The organism is Janthinobacterium amylolyticum, from assembly GCF_051380655.1.
Classification (GTDB): Bacteria; Pseudomonadota; Gammaproteobacteria; order Burkholderiales; family Burkholderiaceae_D; genus Janthinobacterium.
The window spans coordinates 1-16,424 of sequence record NZ_JBNYXL010000010.1 but is presented as its reverse complement, the minus strand read 5'-3'; the positions used below and the strand labels follow the sequence as shown (position 1 = coordinate 16,424).

Genomic DNA, 16,424 nt, shown 5'->3' with positions numbered 1-16,424 from the left:
GTGTTGTGAGTACGGTCGGCATCTTGCTGGCAGCCGGAAGGGGACGCAGGTTCGACCCTTCCGGCGTACAGAATAAATTACTGCAGCCCTTGAAGGAAGGTCCGCACGCCGGATTGCCGGTGGTGGTGGCGGCAGCGACGAACATGCTGGCGGCCCTGCCGCGCGTGCTGGCCGTGGTGCGCGCCGACGATACGCAAGTGGCGCGTGCGCTCGGTGCGCTGGGCTGCGAAGTGCGCGTCTGCCACGACGCCGACACGGGCATGGCCGCCTCGCTGACCTGCGCCATCGCGCATGTGCGCGGCGCGCCGGGCTGGCTGATCGCGCTGGGCGACATGCCTTGGGTGGAAGCGGCTACAATCGCCGCCTTGTCGCAAGCCATAGACGATGGCGCGCGCATCGCCGTGCCCGTCTTCCAGGGCCGGCGCGGCAATCCTGTCGCGTTCAGCGCCTTTCACTTGCCGCTGCTGCTGGCGCTCGACGGCGACCAGGGCGCGCGCAGCATCGTCAACAGCCATGCCGTATGCGAAGTGAGAGTGGACGACGGCGGCATCTTGCGCGATATTGATACACCTGACGATTTGTCGCCGGTGCATGGCGCGCCCGGGCGATAGTAGAACATCCATGCCAGACACGAGGAAAACATGAAGAAAGCACCGATTAAAAAAATCACCGCAAAAGTCTCCGGCAATGCCACAAGCAAAGCCGTTGCGAAAACCAAGGCGAAAGCCGCACCGGCCGCCGGCATCCTCTACAGCATCGCCGCTCTTGATCTGGCGGGCCACATGTTCAAGGTGACGCTGACCGTCAAGGCGCCGGCCGCCATCGGTCAGGTGTTTGCCCTGCCGGCCTGGATCCCGGGCAGCTACATGATCCGCGAATTCTCGCGCAACATCGTCAGCATCCGCGCCGAAGCCGAAGGCAAGGCCGTGGCATTGGCCAAGCTGGACAAGCATTCGTGGCAGGCCGCGCCCTGCCAGGGACCCCTGACGGTGGAATACGAGGTATATGCCTGGGACCTGTCCGTGCGCGCCGCCCACCTGGACCAGAACCACGGCTTCTTCAACGGCACCAGCGTGTTCCTGCGCGTGCTGGGCCAGGAGGCCGACGCACATGAAGTCAATATCGTGCAGCCGAAGGATGCGGCCTGCAAGAACTGGAAAGTGGCCACCACCTTGCCGGAACTGAAAGCCAAACGCTATGGCTTCGGCAGCTACCAGGCAGCCAATTACGATGAGCTGATCGACCACCCGGTGGAAATGGGCGACTTCGCGCTGGCCACCTTCACCGCGCACGGCGTGCCGCACGATATCGTCGTCACGGGCAAGGTGCCGAACCTGGACCTGGAGCGCCTGTGCCGCGACCTGAAAGCCATCTGCGAAACGCAGATCGCCTTCTTCGAGCCGAAGACAAAAAAAGCGCCGATGGACCGCTATGTGTTCATGACCATGGCCGTCGGCGACGGTTACGGCGGCCTCGAACACCGCGCTTCGACGGCATTGATCTGCGCGCGCGCCGATCTGCCGACGACGGCTTCCACCAGCACGGAAATCGGCGACGGCTACCTGAAATTCCTCGGCCTGTGCAGCCACGAGTACTTCCATACGTGGAACGTCAAGCGCATCAAGCCGGCCGCGTTCGCGCCCTACAACCTGCAGGCGGAAAGCTATTCGCCGCTGCTGTGGCTATTCGAAGGCTTCACCAGCTACTACGATGACCTGATGCTGGTGCGCGCGGGCCTGATCGACGAGGACGCCTACTTCAAGCTGCTGGGCAAGACTGTCAACAGCGTCTTGCGCGGCAGCGGCCGCACCAAGCAGAGCGTGGCCGATTCCAGCTTCGACGCCTGGGGCAAGTACTACCGCCAGGATGAAAACGCGCCGAACGCCATCGTCAGCTACTACACCAAGGGTTCGCTGATCGCGCTGGCCTTCGACCTGACCCTGCGCAGCAAGACGAACGGCGAAAAATCGCTGGACGATGTAATGCAGGCCTTGTGGCAGCGCTATGGCCGCGATTTCTACAAGGGTAAAGCGCGCGGCGTGACGCCGGCCGAAGTCGAAGCCCTGTTCGACGAGATTGCCGGCACGCGCATGAAGCCCTTCTTCGAGCGCTATATCCGCGGCACGGACGATGTGCCGCTGGCGCGCCTGCTGGCGCCGTTCGGCGTCAAATACAGCGATGTGCGCAAGGCGCAAAAACCGAGCCTGGATGCCAATCTGGGCCGCGACGGCAACGATGCCAAGCTGGCGCAGGTGCACCAGGGCGGCGCCGCCCACCTGGCCGGCCTGTCGGCAGGCGACGTGCTGGTGGCCATCGATGGCTTGCGCGTGACGGGCAGCAACCTCGACACCTTGCTGGGCCGTTACGCCGTCGGCGCCAAGGTGACGGTGCACGCCTTCCGCCGCGACGAACTGATGACCTTCACGGCCGAACTGCAGGGCGACCGCGCTCCCGGCATCAGCCTGGCACTGCTGCCGGCGCCCAAGAAGGCCACAGGGCCGAAGCGTCCTAGCGCGCAATAAGCGCGTAGAACCGCCAGCAATACCGCCGGTGGGACTGCTTGTGCCATGCACAAGTTTTCCCTGCCGGCGATTCTCCGCCTGTTTTTCACGCTACACTCTCGCACGAACCCTGGCGCTGGCAAGCATGTGCGGCGCCACTCCACTGTCCCGTGTACCGATTCTGCCGTGAACCTAGATCCTGTTTCCATCATCCTGATGTCAACCCTGATGACGGTTGCCATGTGCGTGGTCATGTTTGCCGCGCAGCGCAGTTTCCCGCGCAACGTGGAAGGCTTGCGCGAATGGGGCATCGGCATGGCAGGCCTGGTGCTGGCCAGCGGCCTGTTTGGCTTGCGCGGCATCGTCATTCCTGAAGTCTTGCTGCCACTGGCCAATTCCATGTTCCTGTGGGGCGTCGGCTTGATGATGGTGGGCACGCAGCGGTTCTATGGCGTGCGGCCCAGCTGGCACCTGTTTCACGGGGCATGGCTGCTTGGGTTGCTGGTGATGCTGTGCTGGCTGTACCTGTGGCCCGACTTCGCCATGCGCGTGGCCATGTTTTCCTTCCTCATGCTGGCGCTGAACCTGACGCAATTTATCGTCATCGTGCGGCATGGCGAGCGCCACGCCACGACCTGGTTTTTTGGCCTGCTGATGCTGGTGCAGGCGCTGGCGATGCTGCACCGTGGCGTGAACGCCTTGCTGGGCGGCGCCGGCAGCGACATGATGCATGGCGGCCCCCACTACAATCTATATTTGGCGCTGCTCGCCTTCATGACCTTGCTGCTGCCCGTCGGCTTCATCACGGTGGCCACGCGCCGCCTGCAGACCTTGCTCGAGCAGCGCTCCAACCGCGATCCGCTGACAGCGGTGCTGAACCGGCGCGGCTTTGCCGACTTCCACGCCCGGCATAGCGCGCGCCAGCCCTTGGCCGTGATGAGCATCGACCTGGATTTTTTCAAGGCCATCAATGACCGGCACGGCCATGCCATGGGCGACCGCGTACTGGTCGACGTGGCAGGCGTGATCCGCGGCGTCTTGCGCGACAGCGATGCCGTGGCGCGTTTCGGCGGCGAGGAGTTTGTCGTCCTGCTGCCCGAGTCGCAGCAGGCACGCGCCGAACTGCTGGCGCAGCGCATCCAGGCGGCGCTGCGCCAGCCGCGTCCGGACGCAAGCTTGCCGCACTACACGCTGAGCATCGGCATCGCCTGCCAGGCGGCGGAGGACGAATCGCTCGACAGCATGCTGCAGCGCTCGGACAGGGCGCTGTACCGCGCCAAGCAGCTGGGACGCAACCGTGTCGAGGTCGCCACGCCCGCATTGCTTTCGCCGCAAGCGCCGCAGCATATTTGCCTTAACTGAACTAAATTTTCCATAACTGAACTAAAATTGCTGTAATGATTTTTTAGGCCGCCTCCGCCAGTGGAAACCCTCGATCCCCGCACCATCATGTTGATGACTACCCTGATGTGCGGGGCCATGAGCATCGTCATGTTTTCCGTCTACCGCAGTTTCCGGCGCGAGGTGCATGGACTGGGCCACTGGTCGGCGGGCCTGCTGCTGCTGGTGCAGGCATCCTTCCTGTTCAATATGCGCGATAGCTGGCCCGATGCGGTGGCGCTGCTGGGGGCGAACACGGTCCTGATGCTGGGCATCGGCCTGTCGATGCTGGGCACGGAAAAATTCTATGGGCAGGGCCCCAGCCTGCGCTGCTATGCGCTGGCCTGCGGTCTCGGTGTGGCGGGCATCGCCTGGTGGCTGCTGGTGACGCCCGATTTTTCACGCCGCGTGGCGGTTTTTTCCTTCATCGTGTTTTTTTTCTATGCGCGCCAGGCGCAGCTGGTGTTTGCGCACGGCGAGCGCCATTTTTCCAGTTTCTTCTTTGGCGCACTGATGTTGCTGCAGGCTTGCGTGGTGCTGCTGCGCGGCGGCATGGCCTTGTGGCATGGCGGCGCCAGCGTGGACTTGACGGTGGCCGGCACGCAAGCCAGTATTTATCTGGCGGTGGCCAATTTCATGGCGTTGCTGCTGACGGTGGGCTTCATGACGGTGGCCACGCGGCGCCTGCAGACGATACTCGAGCGCCGCTCCACGCACGATCCTCTGACGCAGGTGCTGAACCGGCGCGGTTTCGGCGATGTGTACGAACGCGAAAAGGCGAATCTGCGCCGCAAGGGCCAGCCTTTGACCTTGCTCAGCATCGACCTCGATTTTTTCAAGTCGATCAATGACCGCTATGGCCACGCGATGGGCGACAAGGTACTGGCGCACGTGGCGCGCATCATCGGCGGCGCGCTGCGCGACACCGATTGCGTGGCCCGCTTCGGCGGCGAGGAATTCGTCGTGCTGATGCCGGACATGGCGCCGCACAACGCGCTGGGCGTGGCCGAGCGCATCCGCACCCTGCTGCATGAGCCGAACGGCCATGGGCTGCCGCCGTGTACGGTGAGTATCGGCGTGGCGTGCCAGGCATCGGTGCTGGAGGAACTGGACCAGTTGCTGTCGCGTGCCGATGCTGCCCTGTACCTGGCCAAGGAAAATGGCCGCGACCGCATCGAGTGTGATGTGCTCAGCGTTACTGTGGTCCGGACAATGTCCGCAGCTGGAAGCGATACTGGTCGTTGAACAGGAAGGTCTCTGAGAAATCCAGCGTCTTGCCGCGGCTGTGCATCAACTGCGCCGCGGGCGGGAAGGGCGCCGGCACGCGCCGCACGGCGGCCAGCGCCGCCTGCGACGCCACGCTGTCGCGCGAGCGGTGCACGCGCACGCTTTTCAGGACGCCATCGCGTTCGACGCTGAGGTCCAGCACGACGATGGCGGGCAGCATCGGAGGCAGGCGGCCGCTGAAGGTGTAATTGCTGTTGGCCGCCATGATCTGCTGCGCCACCCGCAATTTGTAGGCGTCGATGCTGGCAGCGGGGGCGATGGCCTTGGGCGCCAGCGGCACTGCCGGGATACTGGCGGGTGCCTGCGCGCGCGGTTCCGGCGCTTTCTGGCATGCTGCCAGCAGCGCGGTGACGGCAAGGACGGTCAGGAGCTGTCTCATGACCGCCAGACTACCACTTTCTAGCTGAACAGGCGTTCCAGCTCCACGCCGGGGTCTGGCGCGCGCATGAAGGCTTCGCCCACCAGGAAGCTGTGGATGTGCGCGTCGCGCATGCGCTGCACGTCGGCCGTGGTGTGGATGCCCGATTCCGTGATGACCAAACGGTCTGGCGGGATGCGCGGTAGCAGGCCGAGGGTCGTGTCCAGCGAGGTTTCGAAAGTGCGCAGGTTGCGGTTGTTGATGCCGATCAGCGCGCTCTTGAGTTTCAAGGCCGCCGTCAGTTCCTCGCCATCGTGGCTTTCGATCAGCACGCCCATGCCCAGTTCGTGGGCGCACGCTTCCATCTCCGCCATCAGCCCATGGTCGAGCGCCGCGACGATCAGCAGGATGCAGTCGGCGCCCATGGCGCGCGCTTCATAGATCTGGTACATGTCGACCATGAAGTCCTTGCGCAGCACGGGGATGGCGCAGGCGGCGCGCGCCTGCCGCAGGTATTCCACGGAGCCCTGGAAGAACTGTTCGTCCGTCAGCACGGACAGGCAGGCGGCGCCGTGCAGGGCATAGCTGGCGGCGATGTCGGCGGGACGGAAGTCGGCGCGGATCACGCCTTTCGATGGCGACGCTTTTTTCACTTCGGCGATGATGCCGGGCTTGCCTGCGGCGATGTGCTGGCGCAGGCTTGCTTCAAAGCCGCGCAGGCCGGCGCGCAGTTCGCTATCGCCTTCCACGTCGCCGCGCAGGCTGGCCAGGCTGCGGTGGGCTTTCGCCTTCGCCACTTCGTCGGCTTTCACGGCCAGGATTTTGTCGAGTATGTCGGACATGATGGTCGCTATTTTCTATTCTATAAGGGAGGGGGCGGAGACTACGCTTGCTTTGGTGTGCCCAGCTGCTGCGTGACCTGCACGAATTGCGCGAGTTTCGCCAGCGCGGCGCCCGAGCTGACGGCCGTGCGTGCGCGCGCCAGACCATCCTCGATCGAGCTGGCCACGCCGGCCGCGTACAGCGCCGTGCCCGCGTTCAGGGCGACGATATCGCTGGCCGCGCCGGGTTCGCCGCGCAGCGCTTCCATCATCTTGGCTTTCGATTCGACGGCATCGGCCACCTTCAGGTTGCGGCTGGCGATCATCTGCAAACCGAAATCTTCCGGGTGGATTTCGTATTCGCGGATCTCGCCGTTGACCAGCTCGCCCACGAGGGTAGAGGCGCCCAGCGACACTTCATCCATATTGTCGCGGCCATACACGACGATGGCGTGCTGCGCGCCCAGGCGCTGCAGCACGCGCACCTGGATGCCGACCAGGTCGGCGTGGAACACGCCCATCAGAATGTTCGGCGCGCCGGCAGGATTGGTCAGCGGACCGAGGATATTGAAAATCGTGCGCACGCCCAGCTCCTTGCGCACGGGCGCCGCATGCTTCATGGCCGCGTGGTGGTTGGGCGCATACATGAAGCCGATGCCCGTTTGCGCGATCGACTGGGCGATCTGCTCGGGCTGCAGGTTGATGTTGACGCCCAGGGAGTCCAGCACGTCGGCGCTGCCGGACGAGGACGAGACGCTGCGCCCGCCATGCTTGGCCACGCGCGCGCCGGCCGCGGCCGCCACGAACATCGAGGCGGTGGAAATGTTGAAAGTGTGCGCGCCGTCGCCGCCCGTGCCGACGATGTCGAGCAGGTTGGTGGTGTCGGCCATGGGCACCTTGGTGGAAAACTCGCGCATCACTTGTGCGGCGGCGGCGATTTCGCCGATGGTTTCCTTTTTCACGCGCAAACCCACGGTCAGCGCGGCGATCATGGTGGGCGACATTTCGCCGGACATGATCTGGCGGAACAGGTACAGCATTTCGTCGTGAAAGATTTCGCGGTGTTCGATACAGCGCAGCAGGGCTTCTTGTGGGGTGATCGGCATGATGCTTCCTTCTTCAATGATGGCGCAGGAGGACACTGATGGCACGCCGCGGCGTGCGCGGAAAATCAGCGCTCGAGAAAGTTCTTCAGCAAGGCGTGGCCGTGCTCCGAGAGGATCGATTCGGGGTGGAACTGCACCCCCTCGATATCGTATTCCCGGTGGCGCACGCCCATGATTTCGCCGTCGTCCGTCCACGCCGTCACTTCCAGGCAGGAAGGCAGCGAGGCGCGTTCGATCGCCAAAGAGTGGTAGCGGATCACTGTGAAGGGGCTGGGGATGTCCTTGAAGACACCCACGCCCGTATGCGCGATGAGGGAAGTCTTGCCATGCATGACTTGCTTGGCGCGGATGACCTTGCCGCCAAACGCCTCGCCGATGGCCTGGTGGCCCAGGCACACGCCGAGTATCGGCTTCTTGCCGGCGAAGTGCTTGAGCACTTCCACCGAAATGCCCGCCTGTGCCGGCGCTTTCGGACCGGGCGAGATGCAGATGCGGTCCGGGTTCAGCGCCTCGATCTGTTCGATCGTGATCTCATCATTGCGGTAGACCCGCACGTCTTCGCCCAGCTCGCCGAAATACTGCACGATGTTATAGGTGAAGGAGTCGTAGTTGTCGATCATGAGCAGCATCTTAAAACCCTCCATCCAGGCCATCTTGCACTTGTTCGGCGGCGCGCAGCACGGCGCGCGCCTTGTTTTCGGTTTCCTGCCATTCCATTTCGGGGATGGAGTCGGCCACGATGCCGGCCGCCGCCTGCACGTACAGCATGCCGTCCTTGACCACGCCCGTGCGGATGGCGATCGCCACATCCATTTCGCCGCCAAACGACAGGTAGCCGCAGGCGCCGCCGTAGATGCCGCGCTTGGTGATTTCCAGTTCGTCGATCACTTCCATGGCGCGCACTTTCGGCGCGCCCGTCAGGGTGCCGGCGGGGAAGGTGGCGCGCAGCACGTCCAGGTTCGACAGGCCCTTCTTGAGGGTGCCTTCCACGTTCGAAACGATGTGCTGCACATGCGAGTATTTTTCGATGACCATACGGTCGGTGACGTGCACGCTGCCCGTTTCGGCAATGCGGCCGATGTCGTTACGCGCCAGGTCGATCAGCATCACGTGCTCGGCGATCTCTTTCGGATCGGCCAGCAGTTCGGCCGACAATTCGGCATCGCGCTCTGGCGTGGCGCCGCGCGGACGGGTGCCGGCGATAGGGCGCAAGGTGACTTTCTTGCCGCCATCGGCCGTGCTTTCGTTGCGCACCAAAATCTCGGGCGAGGCGCCGATGATCTGCATGTCGCCGAAATTATAGAAGTACATATACGGCGACGGATTGAGCGAACGCAAGGCGCGGTACAGGGTCAGCGGCGAATCGACATACGGTTTACGGATGCGCTGGCCGATCTGCACCTGCATCAGGTCGCCCGCCATCACGTATTCATGCGCCTTGGCGACGGCCTTCAGGTACTCTTCCTTGGAAAAGTCGCGAATGGTTTCCGTGCGCACGGAAGCGCTGGTGACGGGCGCATCGACACCGCGGCGCAGCATCATGCGCAAGTCCTTCAGGCGCTGCTGCGCTTTCGAAAACGATTCGGGCTGCGTGGTGTCGGCATAGACGATCAGATACAGTTTGCCGGACAGGTTGTCGATGACGGCCAGTTCTTCCGTCACCATCAGCTGGATGTCGGGCAGCTTCAAGTCATCTTTCGGCGCGCCGCCGGCCAGTTTTTTCTCGATGTGGCGCACGGTGTCGTAGCCGAAGTAGCCGGCCAGGCCGCCGCAGAAGCGCGGCATGCCGGGGCGCAGGGCGACCTTGAAGCGCGACTGGAACTGTTCGATGAAGTCGAGCGGATTGCCTTCGTGCTCTTCGATCACGACGCCGTTCTTGACGATTTCGGTGCGCTTGCCATAGCTGCGCAACACGGTCGTGGCAGGCAAGCCGATGAAGGAATAGCGGCCGAAGCGTTCGCCGCCGACGACGGATTCGAGCAAAAAGGTGTTCTTGCCACCTTGTTGGGCCTGTGCCAGTTTCAGGTACAGGGTGAGCGGGGTTTCCAGGTCGGCGAACGCTTCCGCGATCAGGGGAATGCGGTTGTAGCCCTGCTGGGCCAGCGATTTGAATTCGAGTTCGGTCATGTTTCTCTCCATGCCGTCAGGGTATGCGTGTGCATAGTGCACAAACCCTGCGGTGGGTTATCAAAAAACTTGCCGGTACAGGGAACTTGCGCAAAATGCGCAAAGGACGCGTGTGCAACCGGCAGCAATCGTAACGGCTCGGCCCTTAAGCCTGCCAGGATTGCCAGCGTCGCCAAAGCCAGGCCTCAATCGAGCCGGTTTGGGTGACATTGTGTTTTTTGATGAGAAACGTGTTCACGATATGGTGTTGGGTTTGGTCAGTATGCCGGTTAGTTTTGCATGCTAATAAAACGGGCTGCTTCGAGCAGCGTCTTTACTATACCATCGGAATCGGTATCGTGTATAGAGTGTCCGTGATTGTAGCCATACGGTACCGTCAGTACGGGGCAAGCCGCAGCCCTGGCCGCTTGCGCGTCGTTCGACGAGTCGCCGATGGCCACCACTTTGGCGGGCGGCAGGTCGAAGTCCGCGCACACTTGCAGCAGCGGCAGCGGGTCCGGTTTTTTCCTCGGCAGCGAATCGCCGCCGTAGACGATCTCGAAATAACCATCGAGATTTTTCTGTTTCAGCAGGGGCAGGGCGAAAGCGATCGGCTTGTTGGTGACGCAGGCCAGGCGCAAGCCCGCCGCCTTCATCGCCGCCAGTCCCGCTTCCACGTCCGGGTAGAGGGTGCTGAACTGGCCATTGATGGCCAGGTAGTGACGCTGGTAGGCATCCATCGCCGCATCAAAACGCTGTTCCACGCCGGCCGCATCGAAGTCGAGCGCCAGCACCGTGCGGATCAGGTTTTCCGAGCCCTTGCCCACCATCAGCTTGATGGCGTCAGCGCTGATGGGCGCAAGTTCGAATTCGGCGCGCATGCCGTTGATGGCGACATGGAAATCGGGCACGGTGTCGAGCATCGTGCCATCGAGGTCGATGATGGCGGCGCGCACGCCGGCCAGTACGTGATCTTTCACCATGCCCGCTTGCATCAGGCGCCCGCTACTTTGGCCAGTTCGGCGCGCATGGCGTCGATGACGGCTTTGTAGTCGGGCTTGCCGAAGATGGCCGAGCCGGCGACAAAGGTGTCGGCGCCGGCGGCCGCGGCGGCGGCGATGTTGTCGATCTTGATGCCGCCGTCGACTTCCAGCATGATGTCACGGCCCGATTCATCGATCATGCGGCGCGCTTCGGCGATTTTCTTCAGCGCGTGCGGGATGAAGGACTGGCCGCCGAAGCCCGGGTTGACGGACATGATCAGGATGATGTCGATCTTGTCCATCACGTGTTCCAGGTAATGCAGCGGCGTGCCCGGGTTGAATACCAGGCCCGATTTGCAGCCATTGTCGCGGATCAGCTGTAGCGAACGGTCGACGTGATCCGACGCTTCCGGGTGGAAGGTGATGATGTTCGCGCCAGCCTTGGCGAAATCCGGGATAATGCGATCGACAGGCTTGACCATCAGGTGCACGTCGATGGGCACTTGCACGTGCGGGCGGATCGCTTCGCACACCAGCGGGCCGATGGTCAGGTTCGGCACATAGTGGTTATCCATCACGTCGAAGTGGATGATGTCGGCGCCGGCGGTAACGACGTTGCGCACTTCCTCGCCCAGGCGGGCAAAGTCGGCGGACAGGATGCTGGGAGCGATACGGAATGTAGTCATGGTGAAGTAGCCAAAGGATAGAAAATGCGAAGATGCGCTATTTTACGCTTGACGCCGCTACCATGCCGCGTTGACGCACGCTGAAACACAGAATACGCGGCGCGCCGTGGCTAATCGGGCACGCGCGACACAATATATTGACTGGCAATGTCTGAATAGGAATGACGATGGCGACTTATGAATTTACGGTAACGGTCAAGACGCAATACCTGCCCGAGCAATCGGCACCGGACCAGGGGCGGCACGTGTTCAGCTACACGATCCGCGTCGTCAACACGGGCACCGTTGGCGCGCAGCTGATTTCGCGCCACTGGGTTATCACGGATGCGAACAACAAGGTGGAAGAAGTACGCGGCCTGGGCGCCGTTGGCCATCAGCCGCTGCTGCAGCCGGGCGAACAATTTGAATACACGAGCGGCACCATGCTGGGCACGCCGCAAGGCTCGATGCGCGGCGAATATTTCTGCGTGGCCGAAGATGGACACCAGTTCGAAGCGTTGATTCCCGAATTCGTGCTGTCGGTGCCGCGCACCCTGCATTGAGCAAACGCAGCGGCCGCGCGCCGCTTATTTCAGTTTTTCGGTGGTGTCCTGCTCGTCATCGAGCTGCTTGCGCGCCGGCGGCGTGGGCTTCTTGCCCGAATACATGGTCCACCAGACTATAAATGCCAGCAAGAAGAACGCCACCAGCGCCTCTATCATCAAGATCCACATACGCACCCCTATGTTATTTACCCGCAGCTTAGTATTTACCCGCCGTCTGTTGACACGCGGTAGTCTACCCGTTTCAATCGGCGCCGTCGCACTTGCGTTGTCCGCCTGTACCACGCCGCCGTCGGAACCGGTCGCTGTCACCGGCAAGGCGCCAGCGATTGCCCCGACCGTTGTCAGGCCCGTGCCGGCCAAAGCGGCCGGCGCCAAGGACGCCAAGGACACGATTGATGCAGCGGCAGCCCCCACTTTCGTGCCCGCCAAGTTTGCCGCCTTGCCGGGCTGGGCACGCGACGACATGCGCGCCGCCTGGCCCGCCTTCATGGCGTCGTGCGGCGTGCTGGTCAAGCGCCCGGACTGGAAGGAGTCGTGCACCATCGCGCGCCAAGTGAATGCCGACAGCGACAAGGCCATCCGCCTGTTTTTCGAGACATTCTTTGTGCCCAATCAAGTCATCACCGCCGATGGCGCCAGTACCGGCCTGGTGACGGGCTACTACGAGCCGCTGCTGCACGGCGCGCGCAAGCGCGGTGGTCCGTATCAGACGCCGCTGTACAAGGTACCCGACGACCTCGTCTCGGTGGACTTGTCCGGCGTGTATCCGGAACTGAAGAATATGCGTTTGCGGGGCAAGCTGGTCGGCAAGAAGGTGGTGCCGTACGCCACGCGCGCCGACATCGAGCGCGCCACCTCTGTTACGGGCAAGGAATTGCTGTGGGTCGACGACGAAGTGGAAGCGTTCTTTTTGCAGGTGCAAGGTTCCGGCCGGGTGCAGCTCACGGATACGCAGGAAACCGTGCGCGTGGCCTATGCCGACCAGAATGGCCACCCGTATAAATCCATCGGCCGCTACCTGGTCGACAAGGGCGAGCTGACGATGAGCCAGGCATCCGCGCAAGGCATCAAGGCGTGGATCGCCGGCCACCCGACGCGCAAGGATGAGTTGTTCAATGCCAACCCCAGCTATGTGTTTTTCAAGGAAGAGCGCTTGCCGGATCCGAAAGTGGGGCCGAAGGGGGCGCTGGGCGTGCCGCTGACGCCGCAGCGTTCGGTGGCCATCGATTCGCGCTACCTGCCGCTTGGTGCGCCCGTGTTCCTGGCCACCACGCAAGCCAATAGCGATATCCCGATGCAGCGCCTGGTGATGGCGCAGGATACGGGCGGCGCCATTCGCGGGCCCATCCGTGTCGACTATTTCTTTGGTTTTGGTGCGGAAGCGGCGGAGAACGCGGGCCGCATGAAGCAGAGCGGCACCGTGTGGGTGTTGCTGCCGAAACAGGCGCCAGCGCGCTGAGTTTCTTGCGGCGCTGGGCAGTTCGTGGTGTCGCTTAGCGCAGGACCATCACTGGCAGGTGAGTGTGGCCCAGCACTTTTTGCGTTTCGCTGCCCACGAACAACTTGTTCAAGCCCTTGCGTCCATGCGAGGCCATCAGGATGATGTCACACTGGTAAGTCTGCGCCGCATTGACGATTTCTTCGTGCGGGCTGGGCGAGACGGCGACCACGCCTTCGAATGGCACGCCGACGGCACGCGCCGCTTCGCCGATCTTGTCGATCGCGCGCTGCGATGCTTCCCGCATCTGCTGTTCATACAAGCCGGCGTCGAGCACGATGCCGCCATCGGCCATGGGCGAGAACGGGAATGGCTGTACCACGCTGATGGCGACCAGCTTGGCCTTGTTCAATTGGGCAAAGGCGAGGGCGGTTTCGGCGGCTTTGTCGGACAACGGCGAACCGTCGGTGGGAAATAAGATGGTGTTAAACATGGCGTGCTCCTCAAGTGATGTAAACAGCTTATGGATTTACGTCAATTAATTCCTTGATGTAAATCAAATCGATCAGGCTTTGCCGTGAATAGTGTCGCCAAGGCAATCTTTAGCAGTGTATGCCTGTTCATTGCTTCAGGTGCGCACGCTACGTAGCGGCGTGCCCCACACCATGGCGATGGTCAGCAGGAGGCTGCCGGCCGCGATGCAGGCCAGTCCATTGCGCACGCCAAAATGTTCCGCCACCCAGCCAGCCGCCAGCGCGCCCAGCGGCGCCGTCGCCACCGTCAGGAAACGCATGGTTGACGTCATGCGCCCCAGCATGGCATCGGGCGTGACCTTCTGGCGCAAGCCCAGGTAGGGGATAAAGAACAGCATCACACCGCAATCGAAAAAGAACATCAATATGGCATAGGCCACGGCGGTGGCGGTCGCGCTGCCGAACAGCGCGGCGGGAATCGTCGGCGTCAGGGCAAAACACACGGACGTGGAGGCCAGGCCGATGAGGATGGTGCGGCCCGTGCCATAGCGCCTGGTCAACGGCTTGACAATGAAAGCGCTGAGCAGGACGCCGGCGCCGCCCAGCATTTGCGTCATGCCCAGCACGCCGGGGCTCATGCCCAGGTCGTGGGTGGCGAACAGTACCGCCAGAGCCATGCTGGCGTAGAACAAAAAGTGCCAGATGCCGGCGCCCCAGGCCAGCGCGCGCAGCAGCGGCTCGTGCCAGACGAACAGCAAGCCATCGGCGATGTCGCGCAAGGCGTGCTTGCTTGACGGTGCGGGACGCGGATCGCGCACGCTCATGGCGCGCAGATTGAATACGGAAATCACATAGCCGCAGGCCGTGCACAGGATGGCGACGGGCGCCGACAGCAGTTGCACCAGCACGCCGGCCAGGCCGGGGCCGATCAGGCGCGAGGCCGATTCTGTGGCGGCAAATTTCGACTGGGCATCGATCAAGCCGTCGCGACCCACGAGGAAGGTCAAAAAGACTTGCTCAGCGCCGCCACCGACGACGAAGCCCGTGCCGATGATGAACCCTACTATATATAACCACGGCATCGACAGCACGCCGCACCAGTAAGCGACGGCCACGCTGGCCAGGGCCAGGCCGGACATGCTTTCACTGAACAGCATGATCGGGTGCTTGCTGCGCCGGTCCAGCAACACGCCGACGGGCAAGCCGAAGAGGGCAAACGGCAGCGCCTGCAAGGCGACGAGCAAGCCCATCTGCTCCGGCGTCGCATGCAGCAGGAGCACCGCGCACAGGGGCAAGGCCAGCGAGGTGATCTGGGCGCCGAAGCAATTGAGGCCATTGCTGAACCACAGGCGGCGGAAATTCATGCTGGCGACGCTGCCGTCGCCGCGCAGACGCCTGGTCAGGGATTGAATAAGTGGAGAGGAAATTTTGCCGCTCGATGAGAAAAGGATCAGGCACAGAATAATAGCAGCGCGCCTGCCGCGCCGTTGCCGTTAGCCGCTACAATCGTTGCACCGTTCATCCAGAGGAGACACTATGCAATACGAAGACTTGATCATCGATATCCAGGACAAAGTGGCGGTCATCCGCCTGAACCGCCCGAAGGCGCTGAATGCCTTGAACGACAACATGATGAATGAGCTGGGCGACGCGCTGCTGAAGTTCGACGCCGACGAGCATATCGGCTGCATCGTGCTCACGGGCAGCGAAAAAGCCTTTGCCGCCGGTGCCGATATCGCCGCCATGGCTGACTATACTTATCCGGACACCTTTACCCAGGGCTATATCAGCCGCAACTGGGAATATATCCTGCGCGTGCGCAAACCCGTGGTGGGCGCGGTGGCGGGCTATGCGCTCGGTGGTGGCTGCGAATTGGCCATGATGTGCGATTTCCTGATCGCCGCCGACAGCGCCAAATTTGGCCAGCCGGAAATCAAGGTCGGTGTCACGCCAGGCGCAGGCGGCACGCAGCGCTTGCCGCGCGCCATCGGCAAGGCCAAGGCCATGGATCTGTTGTTGACGGCGCGCACCATCGATGCTGCCGAAGCGGAGCGCATCGGCCTCGTGTCGCGCGTGGTATCGGCGGATAAATTGCTGGAAGAAACCCTGGCCGCCGCCAAGACCATCGCCGCCATGCCGACCTCGGTAGCCATGATGATCAAGGATTGCGTCAACCGCGCGTTTGAAACCACCTTGACCGACGGGGTCGCTTACGAGCGCCGTCTGTTCCAGGCTGCCTTCGGCACGCCTGCGCAAAAAGAAGGCATGCACGCTTTCCTGGAAAAGCGCTTGCCAAACTTCGACGGTCTTTGATATGATTCGCCTCCTCGCAAAACGACGCACACAAAACATGGTGTTGCAGAGTAAAAACGGGGAGAAAAAGAAGGTTGACGAAATGCTGCAAACGCTTCATACTCTTCCTTCTTCGCAGCTGACAAACACAACGCTTTGTCGATAGCGCGAGAGTAGTAAATAAGCAGTACCGAATACAGTTCTTTAACAATTAACAGTCGATAAGTGTGGGCATTTGATGTAAGTGCAGCGTCAATCTTCGGATTGGCGTCTAACTTAAAATATCAAATGTTCACAAGAAATAATGAAATAGGATACTTCTTCGGAAGTGGCCTGTCAGTTTTTTGAGTGAGCGACCCGTCAGCAATGACGGTGCCAATAAAATGGCAAAGTAACAGAGATTAAACTGAAGAGTTTGATCCTGGCTCAGATTGAACGCTGGCGGCAT

General features: G+C 62.1%; 17 protein-coding genes. 7 read left to right on the top strand and 10 right to left on the bottom strand.

Translation table 11 applies throughout. From position 1 onward, the window contains the following. Positions 1-5: 5 nt before the first annotated feature. The 4 genes from ACQ4WR_RS20715 (at position 6) to ACQ4WR_RS20700 (ending at position 5,126) form a co-directional block, all read left to right on the top strand. Complete coding sequence (locus ACQ4WR_RS20715) at positions 6-611, top strand: nucleotidyltransferase family protein (RefSeq protein ID WP_436489627.1); 606 nt, start codon at positions 6-8, stop codon at positions 609-611. A 30-nt stretch (positions 612-641) separates the two neighbouring features. After that, positions 642-2,522, top strand: a complete 1,881-nt coding sequence (locus tag ACQ4WR_RS20710; RefSeq protein WP_436489625.1) for a M61 family metallopeptidase — start codon at positions 642-644, stop codon at positions 2,520-2,522. A gap of 165 nt (positions 2,523-2,687) precedes the next feature. After that, a complete protein-coding gene (locus tag ACQ4WR_RS20705) occupies positions 2,688-3,863 on the top strand; it encodes a GGDEF domain-containing protein (RefSeq protein WP_436489623.1) in 1,176 nt (391 codons plus the stop codon). Positions 3,864-3,950: 87 nt separating this feature from the next. Then, positions 3,951-5,126, top strand: a complete 1,176-nt coding sequence (locus tag ACQ4WR_RS20700; protein WP_436489621.1) for a GGDEF domain-containing protein — start codon at positions 3,951-3,953, stop codon at positions 5,124-5,126. Here ACQ4WR_RS20700 and ACQ4WR_RS20695 read toward each other — a convergent pair. The 7 genes from ACQ4WR_RS20695 to rpe all read right to left on the bottom strand — a co-directional run bounded on the left by ACQ4WR_RS20695 (position 5,077) and on the right by rpe (position 11,228). Beyond that, positions 5,077-5,547 carry a hypothetical protein gene (locus tag ACQ4WR_RS20695; protein ID WP_436489619.1) on the bottom strand — a complete coding sequence of 157 codons (471 nt, stop codon included), beginning with the start codon at positions 5,545-5,547 and terminating at the stop codon, positions 5,077-5,079. The two genes, ACQ4WR_RS20700 and ACQ4WR_RS20695, sit on opposite strands and share 50 nt — an antisense overlap. Before the next feature lie 20 nt (positions 5,548-5,567). Beyond that, a complete protein-coding gene (trpC, locus tag ACQ4WR_RS20690) occupies positions 5,568-6,368 on the bottom strand; it encodes an indole-3-glycerol phosphate synthase TrpC (RefSeq protein ID WP_436489617.1) in 801 nt (266 codons plus the stop codon). Positions 6,369-6,409: 41 nt separating this feature from the next. Continuing rightward, positions 6,410-7,453, bottom strand: a complete 1,044-nt coding sequence (gene trpD, locus ACQ4WR_RS20685; protein ID WP_102297844.1) for an anthranilate phosphoribosyltransferase — start codon at positions 7,451-7,453, stop codon at positions 6,410-6,412. Positions 7,454-7,518: 65 nt separating this feature from the next. Then, on the bottom strand, positions 7,519-8,082 hold the full coding sequence (locus tag ACQ4WR_RS20680; protein ID WP_035824429.1) for an aminodeoxychorismate/anthranilate synthase component II: 564 nt from the start codon (positions 8,080-8,082) through the stop codon (positions 7,519-7,521). A 1-nt stretch (position 8,083) separates the two neighbouring features. Next, the gene (gene trpE, locus ACQ4WR_RS20675; protein WP_102297842.1) at positions 8,084-9,580 is read right to left on the bottom strand and encodes an anthranilate synthase component I; all 1,497 of its coding nucleotides are present in this window, start codon (positions 9,578-9,580) and stop codon (positions 8,084-8,086) included. 269 nt (positions 9,581-9,849) lie between these two features. Continuing rightward, on the bottom strand, positions 9,850-10,542 hold the full coding sequence (locus tag ACQ4WR_RS20670; protein WP_102297854.1) for a phosphoglycolate phosphatase: 693 nt from the start codon (positions 10,540-10,542) through the stop codon (positions 9,850-9,852). An 11-nt stretch (positions 10,543-10,553) separates the two neighbouring features. Then, on the bottom strand, positions 10,554-11,228 hold the full coding sequence (gene rpe / locus ACQ4WR_RS20665) for a ribulose-phosphate 3-epimerase (RefSeq protein ID WP_102297840.1): 675 nt from the start codon (positions 11,226-11,228) through the stop codon (positions 10,554-10,556). 167 nt (positions 11,229-11,395) lie between these two features. On the opposite strand from rpe, the gene apaG reads away from it, so the two are divergent. Beyond that, positions 11,396-11,770, top strand: coding sequence for a Co2+/Mg2+ efflux facilitator ApaG/CorD (gene apaG / locus ACQ4WR_RS20660; protein ID WP_092804098.1), 375 nt, complete (start codon positions 11,396-11,398; stop codon positions 11,768-11,770). 24 nt (positions 11,771-11,794) lie between these two features. Here the strand turns inward: apaG and ACQ4WR_RS20655 are convergent, their stop codons facing one another. Continuing rightward, on the bottom strand, positions 11,795-11,941 hold the full coding sequence (locus tag ACQ4WR_RS20655; protein ID WP_436489614.1) for a hypothetical protein: 147 nt from the start codon (positions 11,939-11,941) through the stop codon (positions 11,795-11,797). A gap of 97 nt (positions 11,942-12,038) precedes the next feature. On the opposite strand from ACQ4WR_RS20655, the gene mltA reads away from it, so the two are divergent. Further along, entirely contained in the window at positions 12,039-13,232 is a 1,194-nt protein-coding gene (gene mltA, locus ACQ4WR_RS20650; RefSeq protein WP_436489612.1) for a murein transglycosylase A, read from the top strand. A 34-nt stretch (positions 13,233-13,266) separates the two neighbouring features. Here mltA and ACQ4WR_RS20645 read toward each other — a convergent pair whose 3' ends face one another. Together ACQ4WR_RS20645 and ACQ4WR_RS20640 are read right to left on the bottom strand one after the other, a co-directional pair. Beyond that, complete coding sequence (locus ACQ4WR_RS20645; protein ID WP_102297838.1) at positions 13,267-13,704, bottom strand: universal stress protein; 438 nt, start codon at positions 13,702-13,704, stop codon at positions 13,267-13,269. Positions 13,705-13,839: 135 nt separating this feature from the next. Beyond that, a complete protein-coding gene (locus ACQ4WR_RS20640) occupies positions 13,840-15,048 on the bottom strand; it encodes an MFS transporter (RefSeq protein ID WP_436489610.1) in 1,209 nt (402 codons plus the stop codon). A 172-nt stretch (positions 15,049-15,220) separates the two neighbouring features. Between ACQ4WR_RS20640 and ACQ4WR_RS20635 the strand changes: the two genes are divergently transcribed. Beyond that, positions 15,221-15,997, top strand: coding sequence for an enoyl-CoA hydratase (locus ACQ4WR_RS20635; RefSeq protein WP_436489608.1), 777 nt, complete (start codon positions 15,221-15,223; stop codon positions 15,995-15,997). Positions 15,998-16,424 lie beyond the last annotated feature (427 nt).

Bases quoted from the DNA above. Each gene is read 5' to 3' on its own strand.
- ACQ4WR_RS20640 (WP_436489610.1), bottom strand. From the start codon at position 15,048: ATGAATTTCCGCCGCCTGTGGTTCAGCAATGGCCTCAATTGCTTCGGC.
- ACQ4WR_RS20680 (WP_035824429.1), bottom strand. From the start codon at position 8,082: ATGCTGCTCATGATCGACAACTACGACTCCTTCACCTATAACATCGTG.
- trpC (WP_436489617.1), bottom strand. From the start codon at position 6,368: ATGTCCGACATACTCGACAAAATCCTGGCCGTGAAAGCCGACGAAGTG.
- ACQ4WR_RS20710 (WP_436489625.1), top strand. From the start codon at position 642: ATGAAGAAAGCACCGATTAAAAAAATCACCGCAAAAGTCTCCGGCAAT.
- ACQ4WR_RS20655 (WP_436489614.1), bottom strand. From the start codon at position 11,941: ATGTGGATCTTGATGATAGAGGCGCTGGTGGCGTTCTTCTTGCTGGCA.
- trpE (WP_102297842.1), bottom strand. From the start codon at position 9,580: ATGACCGAACTCGAATTCAAATCGCTGGCCCAGCAGGGCTACAACCGC.
- apaG (WP_092804098.1), top strand. From the start codon at position 11,396: ATGGCGACTTATGAATTTACGGTAACGGTCAAGACGCAATACCTGCCC.
- rpe (WP_102297840.1), bottom strand. From the start codon at position 11,228: ATGACTACATTCCGTATCGCTCCCAGCATCCTGTCCGCCGACTTTGCC.
- trpD (WP_102297844.1), bottom strand. From the start codon at position 7,453: ATGCCGATCACCCCACAAGAAGCCCTGCTGCGCTGTATCGAACACCGC.
- ACQ4WR_RS20670 (WP_102297854.1), bottom strand. From the start codon at position 10,542: ATGGTGAAAGATCACGTACTGGCCGGCGTGCGCGCCGCCATCATCGAC.
- ACQ4WR_RS20635 (WP_436489608.1), top strand. From the start codon at position 15,221: ATGCAATACGAAGACTTGATCATCGATATCCAGGACAAAGTGGCGGTC.
- ACQ4WR_RS20700 (WP_436489621.1), top strand. From the start codon at position 3,951: ATGTTGATGACTACCCTGATGTGCGGGGCCATGAGCATCGTCATGTTT.
- ACQ4WR_RS20645 (WP_102297838.1), bottom strand. From the start codon at position 13,704: ATGTTTAACACCATCTTATTTCCCACCGACGGTTCGCCGTTGTCCGAC.
- ACQ4WR_RS20695 (WP_436489619.1), bottom strand. From the start codon at position 5,547: ATGAGACAGCTCCTGACCGTCCTTGCCGTCACCGCGCTGCTGGCAGCA.